Annotated in this window: 19 protein-coding genes; 8 read left to right on the forward strand and 11 right to left on the reverse strand. The window is 64.8% G+C overall.

The annotated features are described in order from the left end of the window. Positions 1–105: 105 nt before the first annotated feature. Together IPP90_03210 and IPP90_03215 are read right to left on the reverse strand one after the other, a co-directional pair. Positions 106–1,248 (reverse strand): DUF3179 domain-containing protein, encoded by a 1,143-nt coding sequence (locus IPP90_03210; protein MBL0169728.1) that lies wholly within the window; start codon positions 1,246–1,248, stop codon positions 106–108. Further along, on the reverse strand, positions 1,245–2,303 hold the full coding sequence (locus IPP90_03215; GenBank protein MBL0169729.1) for an LLM class flavin-dependent oxidoreductase: 1,059 nt from the start codon (positions 2,301–2,303) through the stop codon (positions 1,245–1,247). The genes IPP90_03210 and IPP90_03215 overlap by 4 nt, the downstream gene beginning before the upstream one ends. Before the next feature lie 68 nt (positions 2,304–2,371). Between IPP90_03215 and IPP90_03220 the strand changes: the two genes are divergently transcribed. The 4 genes from IPP90_03220 (at position 2,372) to IPP90_03235 (ending at position 7,957) form a co-directional block, all read left to right on the forward strand. Then, entirely contained in the window at positions 2,372–3,415 is a 1,044-nt protein-coding gene (locus IPP90_03220) for a serine/threonine protein kinase (GenBank protein ID MBL0169730.1), read from the forward strand. Between the two features lie 126 nt (positions 3,416–3,541). Continuing rightward, the gene (locus tag IPP90_03225) at positions 3,542–4,060 is read left to right on the forward strand and encodes a (2Fe-2S)-binding protein (GenBank protein ID MBL0169731.1); all 519 of its coding nucleotides are present in this window, start codon (positions 3,542–3,544) and stop codon (positions 4,058–4,060) included. Between the two features lie 11 nt (positions 4,061–4,071). Then, on the forward strand, positions 4,072–6,315 hold the full coding sequence (locus tag IPP90_03230) for a xanthine dehydrogenase family protein molybdopterin-binding subunit (protein ID MBL0169732.1): 2,244 nt from the start codon (positions 4,072–4,074) through the stop codon (positions 6,313–6,315). A gap of 13 nt (positions 6,316–6,328) precedes the next feature. Beyond that, on the forward strand, positions 6,329–7,957 hold the full coding sequence (locus IPP90_03235) for an alpha-D-glucose phosphate-specific phosphoglucomutase (GenBank protein MBL0169733.1): 1,629 nt from the start codon (positions 6,329–6,331) through the stop codon (positions 7,955–7,957). 36 nt (positions 7,958–7,993) lie between these two features. Here the strand turns inward: IPP90_03235 and IPP90_03240 are convergent, their stop codons facing one another. Both IPP90_03240 and IPP90_03245 read right to left on the reverse strand, forming a co-directional pair. Further along, positions 7,994–8,428 carry an acyl-CoA thioesterase gene (locus IPP90_03240; protein ID MBL0169734.1) on the reverse strand — a complete coding sequence of 145 codons (435 nt, stop codon included), beginning with the start codon at positions 8,426–8,428 and terminating at the stop codon, positions 7,994–7,996. Between the two features lie 12 nt (positions 8,429–8,440). Then, a complete protein-coding gene (locus tag IPP90_03245) occupies positions 8,441–9,595 on the reverse strand; it encodes an iron-containing alcohol dehydrogenase (GenBank protein MBL0169735.1) in 1,155 nt (384 codons plus the stop codon). 83 nt (positions 9,596–9,678) lie between these two features. On the opposite strand from IPP90_03245, the gene IPP90_03250 reads away from it, so the two are divergent. Next, positions 9,679–10,779 carry a patatin-like phospholipase family protein gene (locus IPP90_03250; protein ID MBL0169736.1) on the forward strand — a complete coding sequence of 367 codons (1,101 nt, stop codon included), beginning with the start codon at positions 9,679–9,681 and terminating at the stop codon, positions 10,777–10,779. A gap of 13 nt (positions 10,780–10,792) precedes the next feature. Here the strand turns inward: IPP90_03250 and IPP90_03255 are convergent, their stop codons facing one another. After that, a complete protein-coding gene (locus IPP90_03255; GenBank protein ID MBL0169737.1) occupies positions 10,793–12,442 on the reverse strand; it encodes an FAD-binding dehydrogenase in 1,650 nt (549 codons plus the stop codon). A gap of 118 nt (positions 12,443–12,560) precedes the next feature. Between IPP90_03255 and IPP90_03260 the strand changes: the two genes are divergently transcribed. Further along, entirely contained in the window at positions 12,561–13,370 is an 810-nt protein-coding gene (locus IPP90_03260; GenBank protein MBL0169738.1) for a matrixin family metalloprotease, read from the forward strand. 6 nt (positions 13,371–13,376) lie between these two features. Here the strand turns inward: IPP90_03260 and IPP90_03265 are convergent, their stop codons facing one another. The 3 genes from IPP90_03265 to IPP90_03275 are packed head-to-tail and all read right to left on the reverse strand — an operon-like array spanning position 13,377 to position 16,010. Further along, the gene (locus tag IPP90_03265) at positions 13,377–14,648 is read right to left on the reverse strand and encodes a PDZ domain-containing protein (GenBank protein MBL0169739.1); all 1,272 of its coding nucleotides are present in this window, start codon (positions 14,646–14,648) and stop codon (positions 13,377–13,379) included. Then, complete coding sequence (locus tag IPP90_03270; protein MBL0169740.1) at positions 14,648–15,397, reverse strand: hypothetical protein; 750 nt, start codon at positions 15,395–15,397, stop codon at positions 14,648–14,650. The genes IPP90_03265 and IPP90_03270 overlap by 1 nt, the downstream gene beginning before the upstream one ends. Next, positions 15,384–16,010 (reverse strand): sigma-70 family RNA polymerase sigma factor, encoded by a 627-nt coding sequence (locus tag IPP90_03275; protein MBL0169741.1) that lies wholly within the window; start codon positions 16,008–16,010, stop codon positions 15,384–15,386. The genes IPP90_03270 and IPP90_03275 overlap by 14 nt, the downstream gene beginning before the upstream one ends. Positions 16,011–16,186: 176 nt before the next feature. Between IPP90_03275 and IPP90_03280 the strand changes: the two genes are divergently transcribed. Then, positions 16,187–17,659 (forward strand): serine hydrolase, encoded by a 1,473-nt coding sequence (locus IPP90_03280; protein ID MBL0169742.1) that lies wholly within the window; start codon positions 16,187–16,189, stop codon positions 17,657–17,659. A 34-nt stretch (positions 17,660–17,693) separates the two neighbouring features. Further along, complete coding sequence (locus IPP90_03285; GenBank protein ID MBL0169743.1) at positions 17,694–18,029, forward strand: metal-sulfur cluster assembly factor; 336 nt, start codon at positions 17,694–17,696, stop codon at positions 18,027–18,029. On the opposite strand, the gene IPP90_03290 is transcribed toward IPP90_03285, so the two are convergent. From IPP90_03290 to IPP90_03300, 3 genes are all read right to left on the reverse strand, one after another. Further along, complete coding sequence (locus IPP90_03290; protein MBL0169744.1) at positions 18,026–18,319, reverse strand: signal peptidase II; 294 nt, start codon at positions 18,317–18,319, stop codon at positions 18,026–18,028. The two genes, IPP90_03285 and IPP90_03290, sit on opposite strands and share 4 nt — an antisense overlap. Next, positions 18,316–18,498, reverse strand: a complete 183-nt coding sequence (locus tag IPP90_03295) for a hypothetical protein (protein MBL0169745.1) — start codon at positions 18,496–18,498, stop codon at positions 18,316–18,318. The genes IPP90_03290 and IPP90_03295 overlap by 4 nt, the downstream gene beginning before the upstream one ends. 342 nt (positions 18,499–18,840) lie before the next feature. Next, positions 18,841–20,052, reverse strand: a complete 1,212-nt coding sequence (locus tag IPP90_03300) for a ribonuclease D (protein MBL0169746.1) — start codon at positions 20,050–20,052, stop codon at positions 18,841–18,843. Positions 20,053–20,089: the final 37 nt, after the last annotated feature.

Below are 20,089 nucleotides of genomic sequence, written 5' to 3' on the forward strand. Positions count from 1 at the left end.
GAGGAAAGACGGGAGAATGGAGACGGGAGAAGGGAGACGCTTTGGCGGTGAGTCAATACCCGCCTCGGCGGACATCTCCCGTCTCCCGTCTCCAGTCTCCCGTCTTCAGTACCGCAGCGTCTTTGGCTGAAACGTCCGCCAACTGTGCCAGAACTCCTGCGAGGCCTGCACCGGCGCGAGGGAACCCGAAGCACCGCGGCCACTCAGTCCATACGCCACGTTGGGTGCAATGAGTGAGTCGCCGCGCATGGTGAAGTGCGTAGTGGTGTCCGGCCGCACATAGGCGAAATAACTCGCATCGTCGGATGCCATCAGCACGACTACCGGTGTGCCGCCAACCACGTCGTTGATCACGCGTTCACGGCGCAGCTGATTCCAATCGTACGCCTTGGACTGATTGTTGACGGCTAGCCCCACCACCCACGCCTTGTCGCTCCAGGAGACCGAGTCGGTCCCCGTGAGCGCGCTGCGACTCTGGCCGGTTTCGTAGTCGAAGTTCTTCGGATAGCGATCTCGCAGCACCGAGTCCGCCTGCATGATGCGCGACGCCGGATACATCTCGAGCCATAGCGCGAGCGTCACCTGTCGACTGGGAATCTCGCGCAGCGTCGTGCCTTTTCGCGCGCCCGTGATGGCTTCGCCGTTGGCCTGGCGCCACCAACTCCCGGTGCGCTGATCTTCCAGCATGGCGTTGAAGTGGTCCATGCCCACCAGTCGAAACCGTTCTTCCTGGCCATCAAGCATGGGTGAGAACACGCGCCCCGTGCGGCACACGGTACAGAACGTAACGAGGATCGGCTCACCGCCCACGGTATCGCGTACCTGATGATGATAGCCGATGAACTGCACCGGATACGCGCGGGCCTCGCCGTTGATATTCACCCCGACGACGAGCCGATTCTTCTCGACCGTGTTGGCGGTCGTCGCCGCCATCATCAGGTGCTCCGGCACCAGGAAGATGTGATCGGCCGCCATGGTGAAGTTCGTCGCATACACCACGCCGCCGGCCATCAGCAATCCCGCCGGCACCAGCGCCCGTTGCCAACCCCCCGCGCGCCAGACGGGGCGCAGCCCCACCAGCATGGAAATACCAAGCACTGCCCGTATCGCCCATCGCCAGGTGTACAACGCATAGGCCACATCGATGCTGCGCACCCTCTGACTGTAGGGTAACGGCATGATGAAGTACACATTGGCGAACTCGAACAGCACCAGTCCCAGCACACCGATCACAAACCACTTCTTCATATGATCCGGTCCGTCACGGGGTTGCGCTCGGCCAGCGCCGCGCGCACGGCCGGTGCGACCGCAGTGCCGAACAGTTCGATGGAACGCATGATATCCGCGTGCTGCATGGGACCGACGCTGAACTGCAGCAGCATGCGCTGATGACCGAACAGCCCGTGCTCATACAGGATCTTGTCGACCACCTGTTGCGGACTGCCCACGAACAGCGCACCGAGTGGTGAGATCTCCGCGTCGAACTGCCGTCGCGTCGGTGGGGGCCAACCACGCTCGCGTCCAATGCGTCCCATCGCATCGAGATACGGCGGGAACGCGATGTCGGCCGCGCGCTGCGGTGTGTCGGCAATGAAGCCATGCGAGTTGATGCTCACCGGCATGGTGGCGGGGTCGTGCCCGGCCCGGCGCGCGGCATCGCGATAGAGTTGCACCAGAGGCGCGAATCGGTCAGGTGACCCACCGATGATGGCGATGGCCAGTGGCAAGCCCAGCGCGCCGGCGCGCATCACGGAAGCCGGAGTGCCGCCCACCGCGATCCACACGGGCAAAGGCTGCTGCAGCGGACGAGGGTATACGCCCCGGGCATCGATGGACGGTCGGTGCACGCCCTTCCAGGTGATCAGCTCGGAGTCCCGCAACTGCAACAACAACTGCAGTTTCTCCGCGAAGAGCGCGTCGTAATCATCAAGATCCTGTCCGAACAACGGATACGATTCGATAAAGCTGCCGCGACCCGCCATGATCTCGGCCCGACCGCCGGAGATCAGGTCGAGCGTGGAGAAATCCTGAAACACACGGACCGGGTCGTCCGAGCTGAGTACGGTGACCGCACTGGTGAGCCGGATTCGCGATGTGCGTGCGGCCGCCGCGGCGAGAATAACCGCAGGCGACGACACCACGAAATCCGGCCGGTGATGTTCGCCAATACCAAAGACGTCGAGGCCAACCTGATCGGCCAGTTCGATTTCTTCGATGAGCTCCCGCACGCGCTGCGCCACCACCTGTGGGTCGTTGGCCGTGCGGGGATCGGTCTCGCCGAATGAGTAAATGCCTAGTTCCATGTGAGGAATATCACACAGGAAGCGGAGCGGTGTTCTGGCGCTGCCGGACTGATCTGATAGCTTCCTTCGTGGACTATCGCGGCGAGATGGAATTGGCACTGGGCAACGGCTTCGCCATCGAGCGGGAACTCGGCGGTGCGGGTGCGTCGCAGGTCTTTGTGGCCGAAGAACTGGCGCTGGGACGACGGGTCGTCATCAAGATGCTGCCCAAATCGCTCACCAGCGGGGTGAACATCGAGCGGTTTCGCCGCGAGATCGCCGTCGCGGCGCGGCTGCAGCACCCACATCTGGTCCCGCTGCTGACCGCCGGCGCGGTCACCAGTTCGGGTGTGCCATGGTTCTCGATGCCCTTTGTGGAAGGGGAATCGCTGCGCGAATTGCTGGCGCGGCGTGGCGCCATGTCGGTTGGAAACGCCGCTCGGCTGATGCGCGAGATCGCGCTGGCCCTCGCCTACGCGCACGGTCGCGGCATTGTGCACCGCGACATCAAACCGGAAAACGTACTGCTGAGTGACGGCGTGGCCATGATCACCGACTTCGGCGTCGCGATGGCCGTGGACACCGCCCTCGCTGAGGATGGTGGCAAAGGTGGGCGACGTCTGACGGGTGCCGGCACCACGTTGGGCACCCCGGCGTATAGCGCGCCCGAGCAGATCGCCTCGGCCGGGGCCGTGGATCATCGCGCCGATTTGTACTCGTTCGGCTGTGTGGCCTACGAGATGTTGACGGGCTCGCCGCCGTTCGTGGGTCGTAATCTGCGCGACGTGCTGATCGCCCAGGTGAACGAACGTCCGGAACCCCTGGAGCGACACCGTCCTGGGCTGCCGCCGGCCATCGTACAGATCGTCATGCGGTGTCTTGAAAAGGACCCAGCCGCTCGACCGCAATCGGCGACGGACATTGTGAAGGTGATTGACGGGCTGACCCTCACCTCGCTCAACGAGACGGGCGAAGTGCCGGCGGTGGCCAGTGATCGCGTGCGAGTGACGCCGGTGTCTCCAACGCCGACCCAGCCGCCGCCGGCCCTGCTCCCCGTACTCCCCGCTTCCCGGCTGATGCTGGCGGCGGTGGTGTTGGTTGTGCTGCTGGCCGCGGTGATGCTGTTGCGTTGAGGCGCCGTGACGGTGATGCGGTGTCCGTCTCAGGTCTCCCGCCTCCCGTCTCCCGCCTTCCGTCTCCATATTGAAGGCTCGGCCCGACGTCCCCGTACGGTCGCCCCCCTCCTGCCCGCCCGACTCATGGCCATCAGTCTCAAAGTCAACGGCACCGCGCGCACCCTTGATGTGCCTTCCGACATGCCCCTGCTCTGGGCGCTTCGTGACGAACTCGATCTCAAGGGCACCAAATACGGCTGCGGCATCTCGCGGTGCGGCGCGTGTACTGTGCATATCGATGGAGTGGCCACCCGCTCGTGCTCCACGCCGGTGTCGCGAGCCGTCGGCAAGGAGATCACAACCGTCGAAGGACTCTCGCCTGATGGGATGCACGCGGTGCAGAAAGCCTGGGAGGAACTGGACGTACCACAGTGCGGTTACTGCCAGGCCGGCCAGATGATGTCGGCCGCTGCGCTGTTGTCGAAGACTCCGAAACCCACCGACGCGGAAATCGACACGGCGATGAATACCAACCTGTGCCGGTGCGCCACGTACTTGCGCATCAAGCAGGCCATCCATCGCGCGGCCGACATCAAGGCCGGCGCGCCGCTTCCTGCTTCCGGCGCCAGCGTCGGCAAGCCCGGTTCCACCGACCTGCGCTGAGGAGCCGACCAATGACCACACGACCCGACGCAACGCAGGCCGTTACACGCCGCGGATTCCTCCGAGTCACGGCCCTCGCCGGCGGTGGCCTCCTGTTGGCCAGCTATGCCGATCCGCTGGAAGCGATTGAGCGCCTCGGCGCCACGCCCACACTGGCCGATCCGGCGCTCAGCGCGTACGTGCGCATTACACCGGATGGTATCGTCACCATCACCGCCAAGAATCCCGAGATCGGCCAGGGCATCAAGACCATGCTTCCCATGCTGATCGCCGAGGAACTCGACGTCGACTGGTCGCAGGTACGCATCGAACAAGGCGATCTCGACTCCACGAAATACCAGGCGCAGATCGCCGGCGGCAGTACGGCAACGCCCACCAACTGGCTGCCGATGCGCCGCGTCGGCGCCGCCGGTCGCGCTATGCTGGTGGCGGCAGCGGCAAAGCAGTGGAATGTATCGGCCAGCGAACTGGTGACCGACAAAGGCGTGGTGCATCACCGCAGCAGCAAGCGCTCCGCGACCTACGGGTCGCTGGCGACGGCAGCGGCCTCCATGCCGGCGCCGGATCTGGCAACGATTCCGCTGAAGGATCCGAAGCAGTTCACGCTCATCGGCACTCGGCAGAAAACCTACGATCTGCGCAACATCATCACCGGCAAACCGATGTTCGGTATCGACGTCATGGTGCCGGGCATGAAGTACGCCACGTTCCTCAAGTGCCCGGTGTACGCCGGCAAGGTGAAGACGGCCAACCTGGACGCCATCAAGGCGATGCCGGGCATCACGCATGCCTTCGTAGTGGACGGGGGTACGTCGTTGACTGGACTGCTGGGTGGCGTGGCCATCGTGGGCAACAGCTGGTGGCTCACGCAACAGGCGCGCAAGAAACTGATCGTGACCTGGGACGAAGGCAGCACGGCGCAGCAGAGCAGCGCGGGCTTCGCCGCCAAAGCCGCCGAGCTTTCCATCCTGCCACCACATCGTTCGCTGCGAAAGGACGGCGATGTCGACGCGGCGCTGGCCAGCGCTGCGAAAATCGTCAAGGCGGAATACGTGTATCCGTTCATCTCGCACGCCCCCATGGAACCCCAGAACTGCACGGCGCACTTCAAGGACGGCAAGTGCGAAATCTGGGCACCGTCGCAGACGCCGGAGAGCGGGCGCGGACTTGTTGCCTCCACGCTCGGCATCAAGGCGGATCAGATCACCGTGCACATGATTCGCGCCGGCGGGGGGTTTGGACGTCGCCTCAACAACGACTACATGGTCGAAGCGGCGTGGATTGCCAAGGAAACCAGGGTGCCGGTCAAACTGTTGTGGACGCGCGAAGACGACATGCAGCACGACTTCTATCGGCCCGGTGGCTTCCACTATTTCACCGGTGGCGTCGATGCCAACGGCAAGGTGGTGGCCTTCAAGGATCATTTCGTGAGCTTTGGCGAAGGGGAGCGGTTCGCCAACAGCGCGGATATGGGTCCAACCGAGTTTCCGGCGCGATTTGTACCCAACCTCGCGTACGACGCATCGGTGATGCCTCTTGGCGTGCCCACCGGCGCACTGCGTGCACCGCGCAGCAATGCGATGTCATTCGCGTTTCAGGGATTCATCGACGAACTCGCGAATGCGGCCGGCAAGGATCCGCTGCAATTCCGCATTGACTTGCTGAACAGCGAAATGCCGGCGGCCGCTCCGGCGGCGGGTGCACCCGCCGGCCCCCCGCAGCAGGCGGGCTTCGACGCCGCGCGCATGCGGGGTGTTCTCGAGCAGTTGCGCGAGGTCTCCGGCTGGGGCAAGGCGACGTTGCCCAAGGGCACTGGGATGGGCGTCGCGTTCTACTTCAGTCATCGCGGATACTTCGCCGAGGTCGTGCAGGCCACGGTCAGCAAAGCCGGCACCATAACCGTGGACAAAGTCTGGGCGGTGGGTGACGTGGGCAGTGACATCATCAACCCGAACCACGCCGAGCAGCAGGTGCAAGGTGCGGTCATGGACGGCCTTGGGCAGGCCTTCGCGCAGGAAATCACGTTCGTGAATGGCGCGGCGGAACAGGCCAACTTCAACACGTATCAACTGCTGCGGATGCGCCAGGCCCCTCCGGTCGAAGTGCATTGGCGCAAGACGGCCTTCTCGCCAACGGGCATCGGCGAACCGGCACTGCCGCCGGTGATTCCGGCGCTGGTCAATGCCATCCACGCCGCCACCGGAAAGCGCGTGCGCACCATTCCCTTGTCCAAGGCCGATCTCAAGTGGACGTAACGGCACCCGTCGCATGACCATTCGAACCATCACGACGTCCCCGTTCGCCGACCAGCGACCGGGGACGTCGGGTTTGCGCAAGCGCACGGCCGTGTTCTCCCAGCCGGGCTATCTCGAGAATTTCGTGCAGGCGCTGTTCGACGTGGCCGCCCTTCCGGCCGACAGCACGCTGGTGGTCGGTGGTGACGGCCGCTACTTCAATCGTGAAGCCATCGTCACGATCATCCGCATGGCGGCGGTGAACGGCATCGCGCGTGTGCTCATCGGACGTGGTGGCCTGCTCTCCACGCCGGCCGCGTCCCATCTGATTCGTCAGCGCGCACAGGGCGGCATGATTTTGTCGGCCAGCCACAATCCGGGTGGTCCCGATGGCGATTTCGGCCTCAAGTACAATGCCGCCAATGGCGGACCGGCGCCCGAGTCGTTCACCAACGCGGTGGCCGAATGTGCCGCCGTCATGGTGTCCTACCGAATAGCCGACCTCCCGGATTTCTCGATCGACACGATCGGCACCCAGGCGTTGGGCACCATGATGCTGGACGTCGTGGACCCGGTGGAAGCGTACGCGGCGTTGATGGAATCACTCTTCGACTTTGCAGCCATTCGGGCGCTGTTTGCCAGCGGCTTCCGCATGACGTTTGATGGCATGCACGCAATCACCGGTCCGTACGCGAAGGACATCCTGGAGCGTCGACTGGGGGCCCCGGCGGGCACCGTCATCAATGGTGAGCCCCTGCCTGACTTCGGTGGTGGGCACCCCGATCCCAATCTCACCTACGCGCACGATCTGGTGGATGAGCTGTTCGGCGCCGATGCACCGGACTTTGGCGCGGCATCGGATGGCGACGGCGACCGCAACATGATTCTGGGCCGGCGGTTTTTCGTGACGCCATCGGACAGCCTGGCGGTGTTGGCCGCGAATGCCACGCTGGTCCCTGGCTACGCGCGTGGCCTCACCGGCGTGGCGCGCTCGATGCCCACCAGCGGCGCGGTGGATATGGTGGCCGCCGCCTTGGGCATTCCCTGCTTCGAGACACCCACCGGGTGGAAGTTCTTCGGCAATCTGCTTGATGCGGGCCGCATTACGCTGTGTGGCGAAGAGAGCTTTGGCACCGGCTCCGACCATGTGCGCGAGAAGGATGGTCTGTGGGCGGTGTTGTTCTGGCTCAACATCGTCGCGGTGCGTGGACAGTCGGTTGAGACGATTGTGCGTGACCACTGGGCGCGCTTCGGACGCAACTACTACACGCGCTACGACTACGAGGGCGTGCCGGTTGATGCGGCCAACGGCGTCATGGCGCATCTGCGCGCGCAATTGGCGCGACTGCCAGGCGTGTTGCTGGCCGGGCGGGTCGTGCGCGCGGCTGATGACTTCGCGTATCTCGATCCCATCGACGGGTCCTCGAGTGCTCACCAGGGGCTGCGCGTGCTGTTCGAAGACGGCGCCCGCATCGTGTATCGATTGTCGGGCACCGGCACCGAAGGTGCCACGATTCGCGTGTACATCGAGTCGCGCGAGACTTCCACAACACGACTGGATGTGCCGGTGGCAGACGCGCTGGCCCCAATGGTGAATGCGGCACTCGCATTGAGCGAGCTCGCCGTGCGCACGGGCCGCACCACACCGACGGTCATCACCTGATCGTCAGGCACTGTTTCCACACCCGGCGTGCGGAACTCAACACAGGGCGCTCAGCGCGCTGCGCACGGCCGACGGAATCGGTGTCTTCGTCCGCGTGGCCCGATCGACGTAGACATGGACGAAATGCCCGGCCGCAGCGGCGGTGGTGTCGTCATTGCGAAACAAGCCAATCTCGTAGCGGACACTGCTGGTGCCCAGATGCGCCACGCGTAGTCCCGCAGTGACCACATCCGGAAATGTGATCGGGGCGAAATACCGACACTGTGTTTCGATCACCAGGCCGATGGCGGGGCTGGCCGCGATGTCCAGCACACCCTGGGCGATCAGCCACCGGTTCACGACCGTGTCGAAGAAACTGTAGTACACCACGTTGTTCACATGCCCGTACACATCGTTGTCCATCCACCGGGTGTCGACGGTGGACAGGTGCCGATAACGGTCCCGGGTTTCCGTGCGCAATGCGAAGGTCATGTCGAAAGCCGGTCAGAAGGCCTGGCGGTACAGTGCCAGCGCGTCGTCGTACGTGACATCGCGCGGATTGTTCACCAGCAGACGTTGCACCTTCATCGCGTCCGCCGCGAGCGTCGGCAGGTCGGCCGCCGTCACCCCGACTTCCCGCAACGACCGCTCCAGGCCGAGCATCGCCACCTGCTCGGTCATCCCCTGCAGAAATGCCTCACCACTCGGTGACGCGCAAACCGGGCGGCCGTCGCGGTGCAGCGTCGCACTGAGTTCCGCGTACAACGCATCGGCCGCCGGCAGATTGAATGCCAGCACCGGCAATAGGACCAGCGCGTTGCTGAGCCCATGCGGCACATGGAAATGGCCGCCGAGGGGATAGGCCAGCGCATGCACCGCAGCCACTGGCGAGTTCGCGAAGGCCATCCCGGCCATCATCGACCCCTGCAGCATTGCGCGACGTGCCGGCAGGTCGCTGCCATCGCGCAGCACGCGCGGCACCTGCTCCGACAACAGGGTCAACGCACGACGAGCCAGCATATCCGACATCAGGTTTTTGCGATGACGCGATGTGTACGCCTCGATGGCATGCACCATGGCGTCGATGCCGGTCATGGCCGTGATGCGGGCCGGCAGGCCCAGCGTGAGCGTCGCGTCGAGCAGCGCCAGGTCGGGATACAGGACGTTCGACACCACACCCATCTTCTCGTTCGTGGGCGTCGTCACGATGGCGATTGGCGTGACTTCCGATCCCGTTCCGGCCGTCGTGGGCACCTGAATGAGTGGCCATCGAGGCCCCGTGGCGCGACCCACACCGTATGCGTCGGCCAACGATTGCGGCGTACGCGCCAGAAGCGCCACCAGCTTGGCCGTATCCAGCGAACTACCGCCACCGATGCCAATCACCCCGTCCACCGCGTCGACTCGGGCCTGCGCCACCGCCGCCAGCACCGTTGCTTCCGGTGGATCGGCTTCCACCCCATCGAAGATGCTGAGGCTGACACCCGACCCGTTGAAGCCGACCACCGCGTCGCCAAGGACACCACTGCTGAGCAGGCCGCGGTCGGTCACCAGCAGGGCTCGCCGCATGCCATGTTCGCGCGCGTACTGTGCCAGGCGAGTCCCAGCGCCATCGGCGCAGACAATGCGCGGGGTGGTCTCAAAGGTGAAGTCAGTCACAGCGCGTCGAGTACCCGGTCGGTGGTGGGAAGGACCTCTGCGTATCTTATCGTGGTGTACCAACTCCCTCCAACGTGGTCGACATGCCCTCCGCGCTGACCCTGCGCGCGGGTCCGCGCGCACTCGCCCTCATCCGCGAGCGCGGCCTTCGGCTGGACGACGTCGATATATTCCCCGGCGCGTCTGGGGGGGCCAAGTGGCTCGCGATCGCCGGCCTTGACCGCTACCTCTTTGGCACGTTTTTGCGCCAACCTTCGACTGACGCATCGGCATCGGCATCGGCACCGGCCCGCGTGCGTCCACTCCACTGCATTGGCTCGTCCATCGGCAGTTGGCGTATGGCGTGCCTGGCACAACGCGACCCGGTGGCCGCGCTCGCTCGCGGACATCACGCGTACATCTACACGCAGCGATACTCGCCCAAGCCCGGACCGCGGGAAGTCACCCAGGTCCTGACGCGATGTCTCGACGACATCCTTGGCGCGCATGGCGTGGACGAGATTCTGTCGCACCCGTTTGCCCGATTGCACATCATTACGGCACAGGGTCGAGGACTGGCGACCAGTCAGCGCCGTTTGGTGCTCGCCACATCCATTGCCCTGGCCGTCACTGCCAACCTGGTGCAACGGCGCTCGTTGTCACTGCAATTTCGTCGCACCGTGTTTCACGGCGAAGGCGATACGTCACCCTTTGCGCAGCTGCGCGACTTGCCCACCACGCATCGCGCACTGACCCGTGATAACCTGCGTGATGCGCTCATCGCCTCGGGGTCCATTCCCCTCCTGGTCGAAGGCGGGCGCATCGCCGGTCGCCCGGGCGAAGTGCACTGGGACGGCGGCGTTCTGGACTATCATCTCGATCTGGATTTTGGATCGGGCGACGGACTGGTGCTCTACCCGCACTTCTACCCGCACGTCGTGCCAGGGTGGTTCGACAAGTCGCTGCCGTGGCGCCGCGCACGCGCCAAGAACTTCGAGCGAGCGTTGCTCATCGCGCCAAGCCCGGAGTTTGTGGCGTCACTGCCCGGCGGCAAGATCCCCGATCGGCGGGACTTCCACGCCTTCCCGTCGGAAGAACGTGAACGGCGATGGCAGACCGTGCTGGATGCGTCGGCGCAATTGGGCGATGAGCTGCACGAACTGATCGCCACGGGGAGAGTCGCCGAACACATTCACCCCTGGTGAATCGCGGACTCGTTCACCTGATGGCCGCCGCTGCGGCTCTCCCGGCGGCCCGCCCCGAAAAAATGCAGCCGCCCAGGAACGTCCCCTCCAGCGAACGGTAGCCGTGCACACCCCCGCCGCCAAAACCAGCCACTTCGCCTGCCGCATAGACCCCGGTCAGCGGCGACCCGTCGGCACGCAGCACCCGCGCCTCAAGATCCGTCTCCAATCCGCCGAGGGTCTTGCGCGTCAACACGTGCAATCGCACCGCGATCAACGGCCCGGCGTCAGGATCGAGCAGTTTGTGCGGTGGTGCCACGCGAATCAGCTTGTCGCCCAAATACGCGCGCGCACCACGCAGCGCGGAAATCTGCAGGTCTTTCGTGAAGGCGTTGTCCATCTCGCGATCGCGCGCACGGACTTCTCGCTCGATCTGCGCCGCATCCAGCAACGGCGTGTCGGTGAGGGCATTCATTTTTGCCACCAGCGTGGGCACGTCGTTGGCCGTCACGAAGTCCGCTCCCTCATCAAGAAAGCGCTGCACCGGCGCGGGCACCTTGCCGTTCGCTCTGCCCAGCACACCGCGAATGCTTTTGCCCGTGAGATCGGGATTCTGCTCTGATCCCGACAGGGCAAACTCCTTCGCGATGATTTTTCTCGACAAGATGAACCAGCTGTGATCGTGGCCGGTGCTGCGCAGGTACGCCAACGTGCCCAGGGTGTCAAAGCCCGGGAACAGCGGGACTGGCAGTCGACGACCTACCGCATCAAACCAGAGCGACGACGGGCCGGGCAATACGCGAATGCCATGTCGACTCCAGACCGGCGCATAGTTGGTGATGCCTTCGACGTAGTGCCACATGCGGTCGCGATTGATCATGTGTCCGCCGGCGGACTCCGTGATGCCCTGCATCAATCCATCAACGTGATCCGGAACACCGGACAACATGCGCACCGGCGGCGCGCCCAGGCGCGACGGCCAGTTCTTGCGCACCAGATCGTGATTGCCGCCAATGCCGCCCGAGGTCACAATGACGGCTTGCGCGCGAAGCGCGAAGTGCCCGGCCACCGTACGCGAACTGGGCGCGCTGCGTTCGACCGCACTGGGTTCGAGGATCTCGCCCTCGACCCCGTCGATGACGCCCGCCTGTTGCGACAGGCCGGTCACGCGATGACGGAATCGCAACGAGACTCGCCCCGCGGCCACCGCCGCGCGCACCCGACGCACGAAGGGCGCAATGATGCCGGGCCCGGTCCCCCACGTGATGTGGAACCGCGGCACGGAATTGCCATGTCCGATGGCACCGTAGCCTCCACGCTCCGCCCAACCAACCACGGGAAAGAATCGCACGCCCTGCGCGTGCAACCACGCGCGCTTCTCACCGGCGGCAAAGTGCACATACGCTTCGGCCCACTTCCGCGGCCACGCATCCTCGTCGCGATCGAATCCGGCCGTGCCCAGCCAATCCTGCCACGCCAGATCAACGGAATCCCGAATTCCCAACCGCCGTTGCTCCGGGGAGTTCACGAAGAACAGTCCACCGAATGACCAGAACGCCTGTCCACCGAGGTTCTGTTCGGGCTCCTGATCAACCAGAATCACGCGCCGACCGGCGTCGGCCAGTTCGGCGGTGGCGACAAGACCGGCCAGGCCGGCTCCGATGACAATGACGTCTGCGTCCATGGCGTATAAGACTGGAGACGGGAGACGGGAGACGGAAGACGTTTCGGCCGTCTCCCGTCTCCCGTCTCCCGTCTTCGTCCCCCGTGACCAGCGACGCCCGGCAATCGTCGCCCACACTATGAAGACCGCTGAATCCGCGCTCGCTTTCTGTGTCGTGGGACTCGCTTGTTTCATCGGCGGGCAGATCGTGGGTACACGACAGGTCACGGCCATGACGTCAACGGGTGCGATCGTTGACGGCGCGGCCGAGCACGCGGCCGCGGAACGTGCCGGGAGCGCCGAAGACGCCGAGTTCTTCGGCACCGCCGCGCCGGAGATGCGTATCAGCGATGCGCCGCACGCGACCATGCCGGCATTGACGCCCATCGACCTGCGTCGCCGGCTCGACCAGGGCGCGGCGGGCACCTACATCAGCGACCTCATCGCGTCACGCGATTCCGCCATCGTACGCTGGCCCGATCGTCTCACCCGGCCGTTGCGTGTATGGATCGCGGAAGACCAGGTGCTGACCGGCTGGAACGGCGACTTCCTGCCGGCCATCCGTGACGCCTTTGACACATGGGTGCAGACGGGCATTCCGGTGCACTTCACGTTCATCACCGACTCCGCCAGTGCCGACGTCCACGTGCGCTTCACCGAGCGCTTCGCCAATGGCATCAGCGGCAAGACCGTGTGGAGTCGAGATCACGCGTGGTGGCTGGTGTCCAGTGACATTCAGCTCGCACTGGCACACCCCGGTGGCGGGTCGGTGTCGCCACCGCAAATGCGCGCCATCGCGCTGCATGAAATCGGACACCTGTTGGGACTCGATCACGCCGTCGCGCCGGATCACATCATGTCGGCGCGCATCCGCGTGCGCGAACTGACGGACGCGGATCGCGCGACGGTGCGGTTGCTCTACAGCGTTCCCGCCGGCGGACTGCGCTAACCCGCGCTACCAGCGGACCGTGACGATGCGCACCGGCGTGTCGCGACCGGACACCGTAAGCTTGACGTCGCGGACGCCGGACCCACTGATCGCGCGCTTGATGGTGGGCAACTCACGCACCGGCGTTCCATTCACGGCGCGAATCATCTCGCCGGCGCGCAATCCCGCCTCGGCCGCCGGTGAACCCGGTTGCACGTGCATGATCAGCACACCGGGCTCGACACCGAAGGTCTGCGCGAACTCGTCATCCACCGCGAACACCTGCGCGCCCAGCAACACCATGGTGGTGGCGTTCGCACCGAACGCGAACGATCCCACGGTACCGTTTGCGAGCGTGGGCAGCGGTGCTCCGCGCACCACTCCGCCGGGTCCCACCCTGGCCGGAACCGGCGTCAGCATACTACCCGGCGCCGGCATGAATCGCACGTTGAATTCCGCCGACTCGGCGGGACGTTCACCCACGGTGACCGGCAGTTCACGAGACTTGCCGTCGCGGCGAATTCGCACGCGAATCACTTTCCCCGGCACGAGCAACTGCGGGTAGTTGACGGTCAGCGCCACCAGATCGCGTCCATTGTACGCGACCACCGTGTCGCCGGCCCGCAAATCCGCGGCGCGCGCCGGCGAACCCACGTCAACGGCTTCGATCATCGGATAGTCGCAGTGCGCCGTGAAGCTGCCGCTGTCTGTCACCATGCGAATCTGCGAACCCGACAGGTTCACGCCCAGATAGCCTGAGGGGGACGCCTTGATCGCTGCGCCTTCGCGCATCGCCGAGAACGCCGCCACCTGCGGTTCGAACGCGCGCAGCGTCACGTCGACATTCGGACGGATCGCCTTGATCGCGGTCTCCATCGATTCCCCCAGCACTCCGGCTGGTAACACCCGGCCGTTCACCACGATCGTGCTGTCGCCGCGACGCACCGTGATGGTGCTGCCCGCCGTCCCATCACCCGTGCGCACGCGCACGAACACCTGCATGAGCGAGTCGACTCCGCGCTGCACTTCCGACATGCGCCGCGCGTCCATCGCCTCCATGGCCGATCCCCGCTGTGCAAACATCGTCGCCACCCCGTCCAGCTCACGCTTGAACGCCAACAGCGTCTGCCCCTCGGGCGTGCGCGCCAGTTCGGACGGCACACTGGTCAGTGATGCGCACGCGCCGTTGAGTGACGACCGACCGGTGGTGGTGCGAATGACCGACCGCGAACCCTGCGCGTGGCCGACGGCCAGCGGAATCACCCAAAGACTCACCGCGAATATCGTGTGAGCACGCATCAGTAACGCTCCAGCGACTTGTCCACAGGCAGTGCGCCACCGAGCGCCTGAAGCGTCGCTTCACGGGCCGTATAGGCCGCGAGGAAATAGTGATTGAGCACCGGATCCTGCGGCGCTTCGCGCAAGGCGGCGCGGGACGCCGTCATCATCTGGTCGAGCGCCGCCAACCGGGCGCGGTAGACATCGCTCGAATGCACGGTCGTGTCGTTGGCGGCCAACCACAGGGAGGCGCGCTCGTAATCGCGTTGCGCGCGATACAGCACATCCGACGCTTGCGGCACCGAGGAGAAACCACCGGTTCCATCCGCCGAGGTGGGGACCGCGCCGATTGACGACGCGGTCGGCAGGAGGCCTGCGCCGGTGGACAGCCGACCCAACAGGGCGCCACCAGCGGTGAATACCAGTGCCGCGGCCACACGCAGCCACGGCGGCGTGACCGCGCGCAGCGGCGGAGGTGCCGTCTGAAGCGTGAGGGACGCGGACGCCACCGCCGCCGAAGGCATGGGTGCCGGCGAGGCCAGCAGCCCCTCGGCACGCAGCCCGGAGGCCAGACGTTCCCACTCGGTCAGTCGCGGCCCGTCCGACGAGGTCGCCATGCCGGCGGCCATCACCTGCAGCGCCACATACGCCTGTCGCTCAGCGCGACACACCGTGCAACCGGCCAGGTGCGCCAGCTCGTCAGTGGTGAGGGCGTCATGATCGAACGCCGCGCAGCGTTCGAGATCGAGATGTTGGTTAGCCTTCTGCATATTCACCAAGTCCGTCCATGTAGCGATGTTCCATCCCGCGTGGCGTTCGGCCCACAGTCGACATTTCCAACAGGGGTGCGAGCAGGCGACGCAGCTTGGCGCGCGCCTTGAAAAGTTGTGACTTCGATCCACCCGAGGTGATGCCCAACTCCGTGGCGATCTCCTCGTGCGTGTACCCCTCGACATCGTGCAGCAGGAACACCGTGCGCGCACCCGGCGACAACTGCCGCGCGGCATCCTCGATGGTCTGCGCCAGCATGGTGCGCTCGGTATCCTGCTCCACTGCGGCCGAGTCCTCCTCGATTCCCGTTTCCATCAACGCCTGGCGTCGCGAGCGTCGCAGCGCATTCAGCGTGCGGTTGATCGCCACGCGGTGGACCCACGTGCTGAACTTTGCATCCCCCCGCCACGATGGGAGGGCGCGAAAGATCTGGATCCATACCTCCTGCGCCACATCCTGCGCGAGGTCGGGATCTCCGGCGAGTCGTCGGACAACAGCGTCGACATGCGGGGCGTGCTGGTTCCACAGCAGCCGCATGGCGCGCTCATCGCCTTCGATCGCCCGGCGGACAATGGCAGCGTCGGTTTCCATGGGTTCCATCGAATCTGTCACCGGAACCTCTCCAGAGGTTGCCTTCGGTCACGCCAATCGTGGTTTCTTCAGGGGAGTGGGTTGGAAACACGTGCAACTCTTTGACTCCCTTCGGGTTCCATCTCTTGACGGACGAGGTCGTTCGTCTTAGATGCATTGGTTGGTCCTCCGCCCCACTTCTCGCAGCCCTCCTGGCCGTGCTTCTGCTCGCTGCTCTGATGGTCGCGTTCAGCGACCCCGCGCCCGGTGGACTCCCAGAACGGGAGCCCTCGGCCGTTGGCATGTCGGCAGCGCGCCTCGGGACCATCGAACGGGTGGTCCAGCGCGGTTTGGACGCTGGTGGCTATCCCGGCGCGTCTGTGGTGGTAGGTCGAAAGGGGTTCTCCGTGTTTTCCCGCGGCTTCGGTTCGTTGGACTGGAGCGGTCGGATGCCGGTGAACGTTCAGGAGAGCATCTACGACCTCGCTTCACTTACCAAGGTGATCGGGACCACGACCGCCATGATGGTGCTGTACGATCAAGGGCGGATCGACCTCGATGCTCCGGTATCGCGCTATCTCCCTGATTTCTCGGGCGGCCTGAAGGATCAGGTCACCCTGCGGCATCTGCTCACCCATCGGGCGGGACTGCCGGCCGGCCGCGAATTGTGGCGCATCGCCCAGACGCCAGCTCAGGCCCGCGCTGCGGTGCTATCGTCGCCAATTCAGTGCGTTCCCGGCAATTGCTACGAGTACTCCGATCTGGGCGCGGACATCCTCGGATTCGTCGCCGAAGCGGTGAGCGGTCAGCCGCTGGATGTCTTTCTCGAACGCAATGTCTTTGCGAAACTCGGGATGAACGACACGCACTACCGGTTGTCGGCGATTGACGCCGCGCGCACGGCGCCGACAGAGATTGCCCCGCCACGGGGCTACCCGCTTCGCGGCGAAGTGCACGACGAGAATGCCTGGGCGTTGGGTGGAGTCGCCGGGCACGCGGGTCTGTTCAGCACTGCCGCCGATCTCTCGGTGTTTGCCCAGATGCTGCTGGACGGCGGCACGTACAACGGGGTGCGAATCGTTGAAGACAGCACGGTGGCGCTCTTTACCCGTCGCGCGGCGGGACATCGTGCCCTCGGGTGGGACACTTGCGACGGCGGTGCCGGCTGCGGCCAGCATCTGAGCGAGCGCGCTTACGGGCACACGGGCTTCACCGGGACGTCCTTGTGGATCGACCCGGACCGTCAGGTCTTCGTCATCCTGCTGACCAATCGCGTGCATGCGGCGCGCGCCCGGCGGCCCAGCAAGGTCATTGCCGATGTCCGCAACGACCTCGCCGATGCCGCCGTGCTGGCCGTCATGGATGACCCGGGCGGCGTATTGGCCATGCCCGTCAGCTTTCGGGCCGATCTAGCCACCGATTGGAATCGGCCGCTGCGGTCGAGCCGCGCACGGAGTTCGCTGGCCAGCCGTCGGGCAGCGGCGCGACGTGCTGCCGCAGCCAAGGCGGCACGGTCCAAAAAAGCAGGCGCCTCGGCAGGTCGTAGCTCGACCGCGTCCAACCGGAGCGCGTCGGCGACCAGTCGGGCTACCGTGAAGAAGTCAGCAACGGCCAAGTCGGCGCCAACCAAGCGTCCCCCTGGGGCGGCGGCCAAGAAGAAGCCGCCCACTGTCAAAAGGCGACAGCGATAGTCCCCGTTGTTATCTTCCGACCATGGAAGAGCACATGACGGAAGAGACCGTGAGCGACGGCACGGCCAGCGACGGGATTACCGTCGATCAGGCGAGACTGGTATTGCGTCGCGTAAAAGACCCTGAGCTGAATCTCAACATCGTCGATCTCGGCCTGATCTACGACATTCAGGTCGAAGGGACCACCGTCAGGATCGACATGAGTCTCACCTCTCCCGGATGCCCGTCGGGACCGGAGATCATGGGTGAAGCGGAACAGCAGCTTCGCTCGATCCCCGGAATCGGTGATGTCGAGATGAACCTCGTGTGGTCGCCGCCCTGGACGCCTGAACGCATCGAACCACGTGTGCGCGCCTACATGGGGTTCTAGGAGCGCGCTGACCGTTCGGCGCGCACAGCGCTCACCAGTCGCACCACGACCGGCACCAGCAGCAGAGCCCCGCCCCACAGCAGCAGGTCCGCGACGTTCATGACCACCGTGGCACTGTCGCCCAGTTGCACGGCAAGGAAATCCGCGACGCCTTCAGGGCCGGTCAGCATGCTGGCCAGATTTCCGAAAGCGCCGCCCGTCAATAGTCCCAGAGCGAGCGTGGCGCGTGGATCCACCGCAGCGAGCGGCGACACGATACGTACCACCATCGCGATCGCTGCCAGCGTCACCAGAACATTGAGGCCCCACGTGAGGGTCCCACGGTCACTCCACCAGCGCCGCCAGTGTTGTAGACCAGCATGAGGGCAAACCGCTCAGTCAGTGCGACGGCCCGTCCGTCCCCAAGCAGACCAGCGGCGAGCGCCTTGGTGAGCAGATCGACTGACGCCGCCAAGGCCGCAAACACCATGAAACGCGTCCGTACACCGCCAACGGTGGCCAGTGTGGTCGTCGCGGTGTGGCTGAGTGCTGAGGTCGACGGTGCGATCTGTATGGGAGCGATTCGGGGCGGGAGGCTTCAATTCCGAACTGCATCGTTCGGCCTTGACCTCATACTTGGGCACTCATCATGCCGCATTTTCGCTTGGTCTCCCACCGATGCACAATTGTCAAGCTTGCCAATCAAAGCTATACCTGCCAGCTAGTTCCACTATTTGGAACCCGATACGCCGTACATTTGGTCAACGCGATACAAAGCTCATGTGTTGCGTTGTCAGCACAACTATCTAGCGTGTCGCCACAACGCAACAGCCTACTCCTTATACGGTGAATCGGCCGGTGCCGCGGGCGCTTTCGTGGGCGACCCGGCCGCCGCCGAGGCGGCTGACGGCGCCTTGGCCAGTGTCTTCACGAAGCGTTCGCCCAGGACCTCGGCCTGCCACTGACGGAGCTCGGGGATTTCTGCCAGCTCGTCCACGTGCCGAGGATTTCGGCGCGCGACCGCTTCCATGCGATCCCGTGAACACAACACGCCGGGGTCCAGGTCCAGTTCGGTCGCCACCGCATCCCTCACCGTCTTGAGGCGAGCCACACGGTCGTCAAACTCCGGGTCCTTGTCCCAGCGCTGTGCTTTCGGGAATCTCGGCAGGTCGGCATCGGCCACGGCGTTGCCACGAGCGATCGCTTGCAGCGCTTCCTGCGCCCGGACGTCCGACATGCCTCGCGGAAATCCTTTGACCGCGAACAGTCCCTCACGCGCCGTCGGCCCAAGCCGCGAGAGTTCGAGCAACACATCATTGCCAGCCACGCGAAACGTCGCGCGATCGAGCTCGGCCGCGATACTGTCGCGCCATTTCGCGAGTTCGCGCAAGCGTGCTAATTCACGTCGCGTCAGGTCGCGTGCGCCTTTCAGGCGCAGGAATGCCACGTTGGGTTCTTCGTCGTCCCAGCGCGTCCCTTCCGCGCGACGAAATTCTTCTTCGGCCCAGTGCCAGCGGCCTTTCTTTTCCAGTTCGCGTCGCAGCTTCTCGCGCAGACCCAGCAGATGCCGAGTGTCCTGCGCAGCGTAGTCCAGCATGTCGGCGGTGAGAGGACGCATGCTCCAGTCGGCACGCTGGTGCTTCTTGTCCAGCTTGAGGCCGAAGTACTGCTCAAGCAGCGCGGCAAGGCCGAATGCCCGCAGTCCCAGCAACTGCGACGCAACGCGCGTATCGAATAAATTCGTCACGCGCCATCCGTAGTCCTGATGCAACAAACGCAGATCGTAGTCGGCGTCATGCAAAATGACTTCCACCGCACGATCCTCAAGCAATGCACCGAGACGCGCCGGGATGCCGATGGGCAGCGGATCGATGACGGCTTCGTGATGGGCGGTGGAGAGCTGCAGGAGATAGACGCGATCGACGAAGCGATGAAAGCTGGCGCCCTCGGTATCGAGGGCGATGGCCGTGACGCCGGTCAGGCCAGCCAGGAAGCGATCGACGGCGTCAGCCGTATCGAGATAGAGCGGTGCAGACGAGGACATGGATCGGTGAAAGGTACACTGCCGCCGCCGCACGGGG

It is taken from the genome of Gemmatimonadaceae bacterium (assembly GCA_016720905.1).
GTDB lineage: Bacteria > Gemmatimonadota > Gemmatimonadetes > Gemmatimonadales > Gemmatimonadaceae > Gemmatimonas.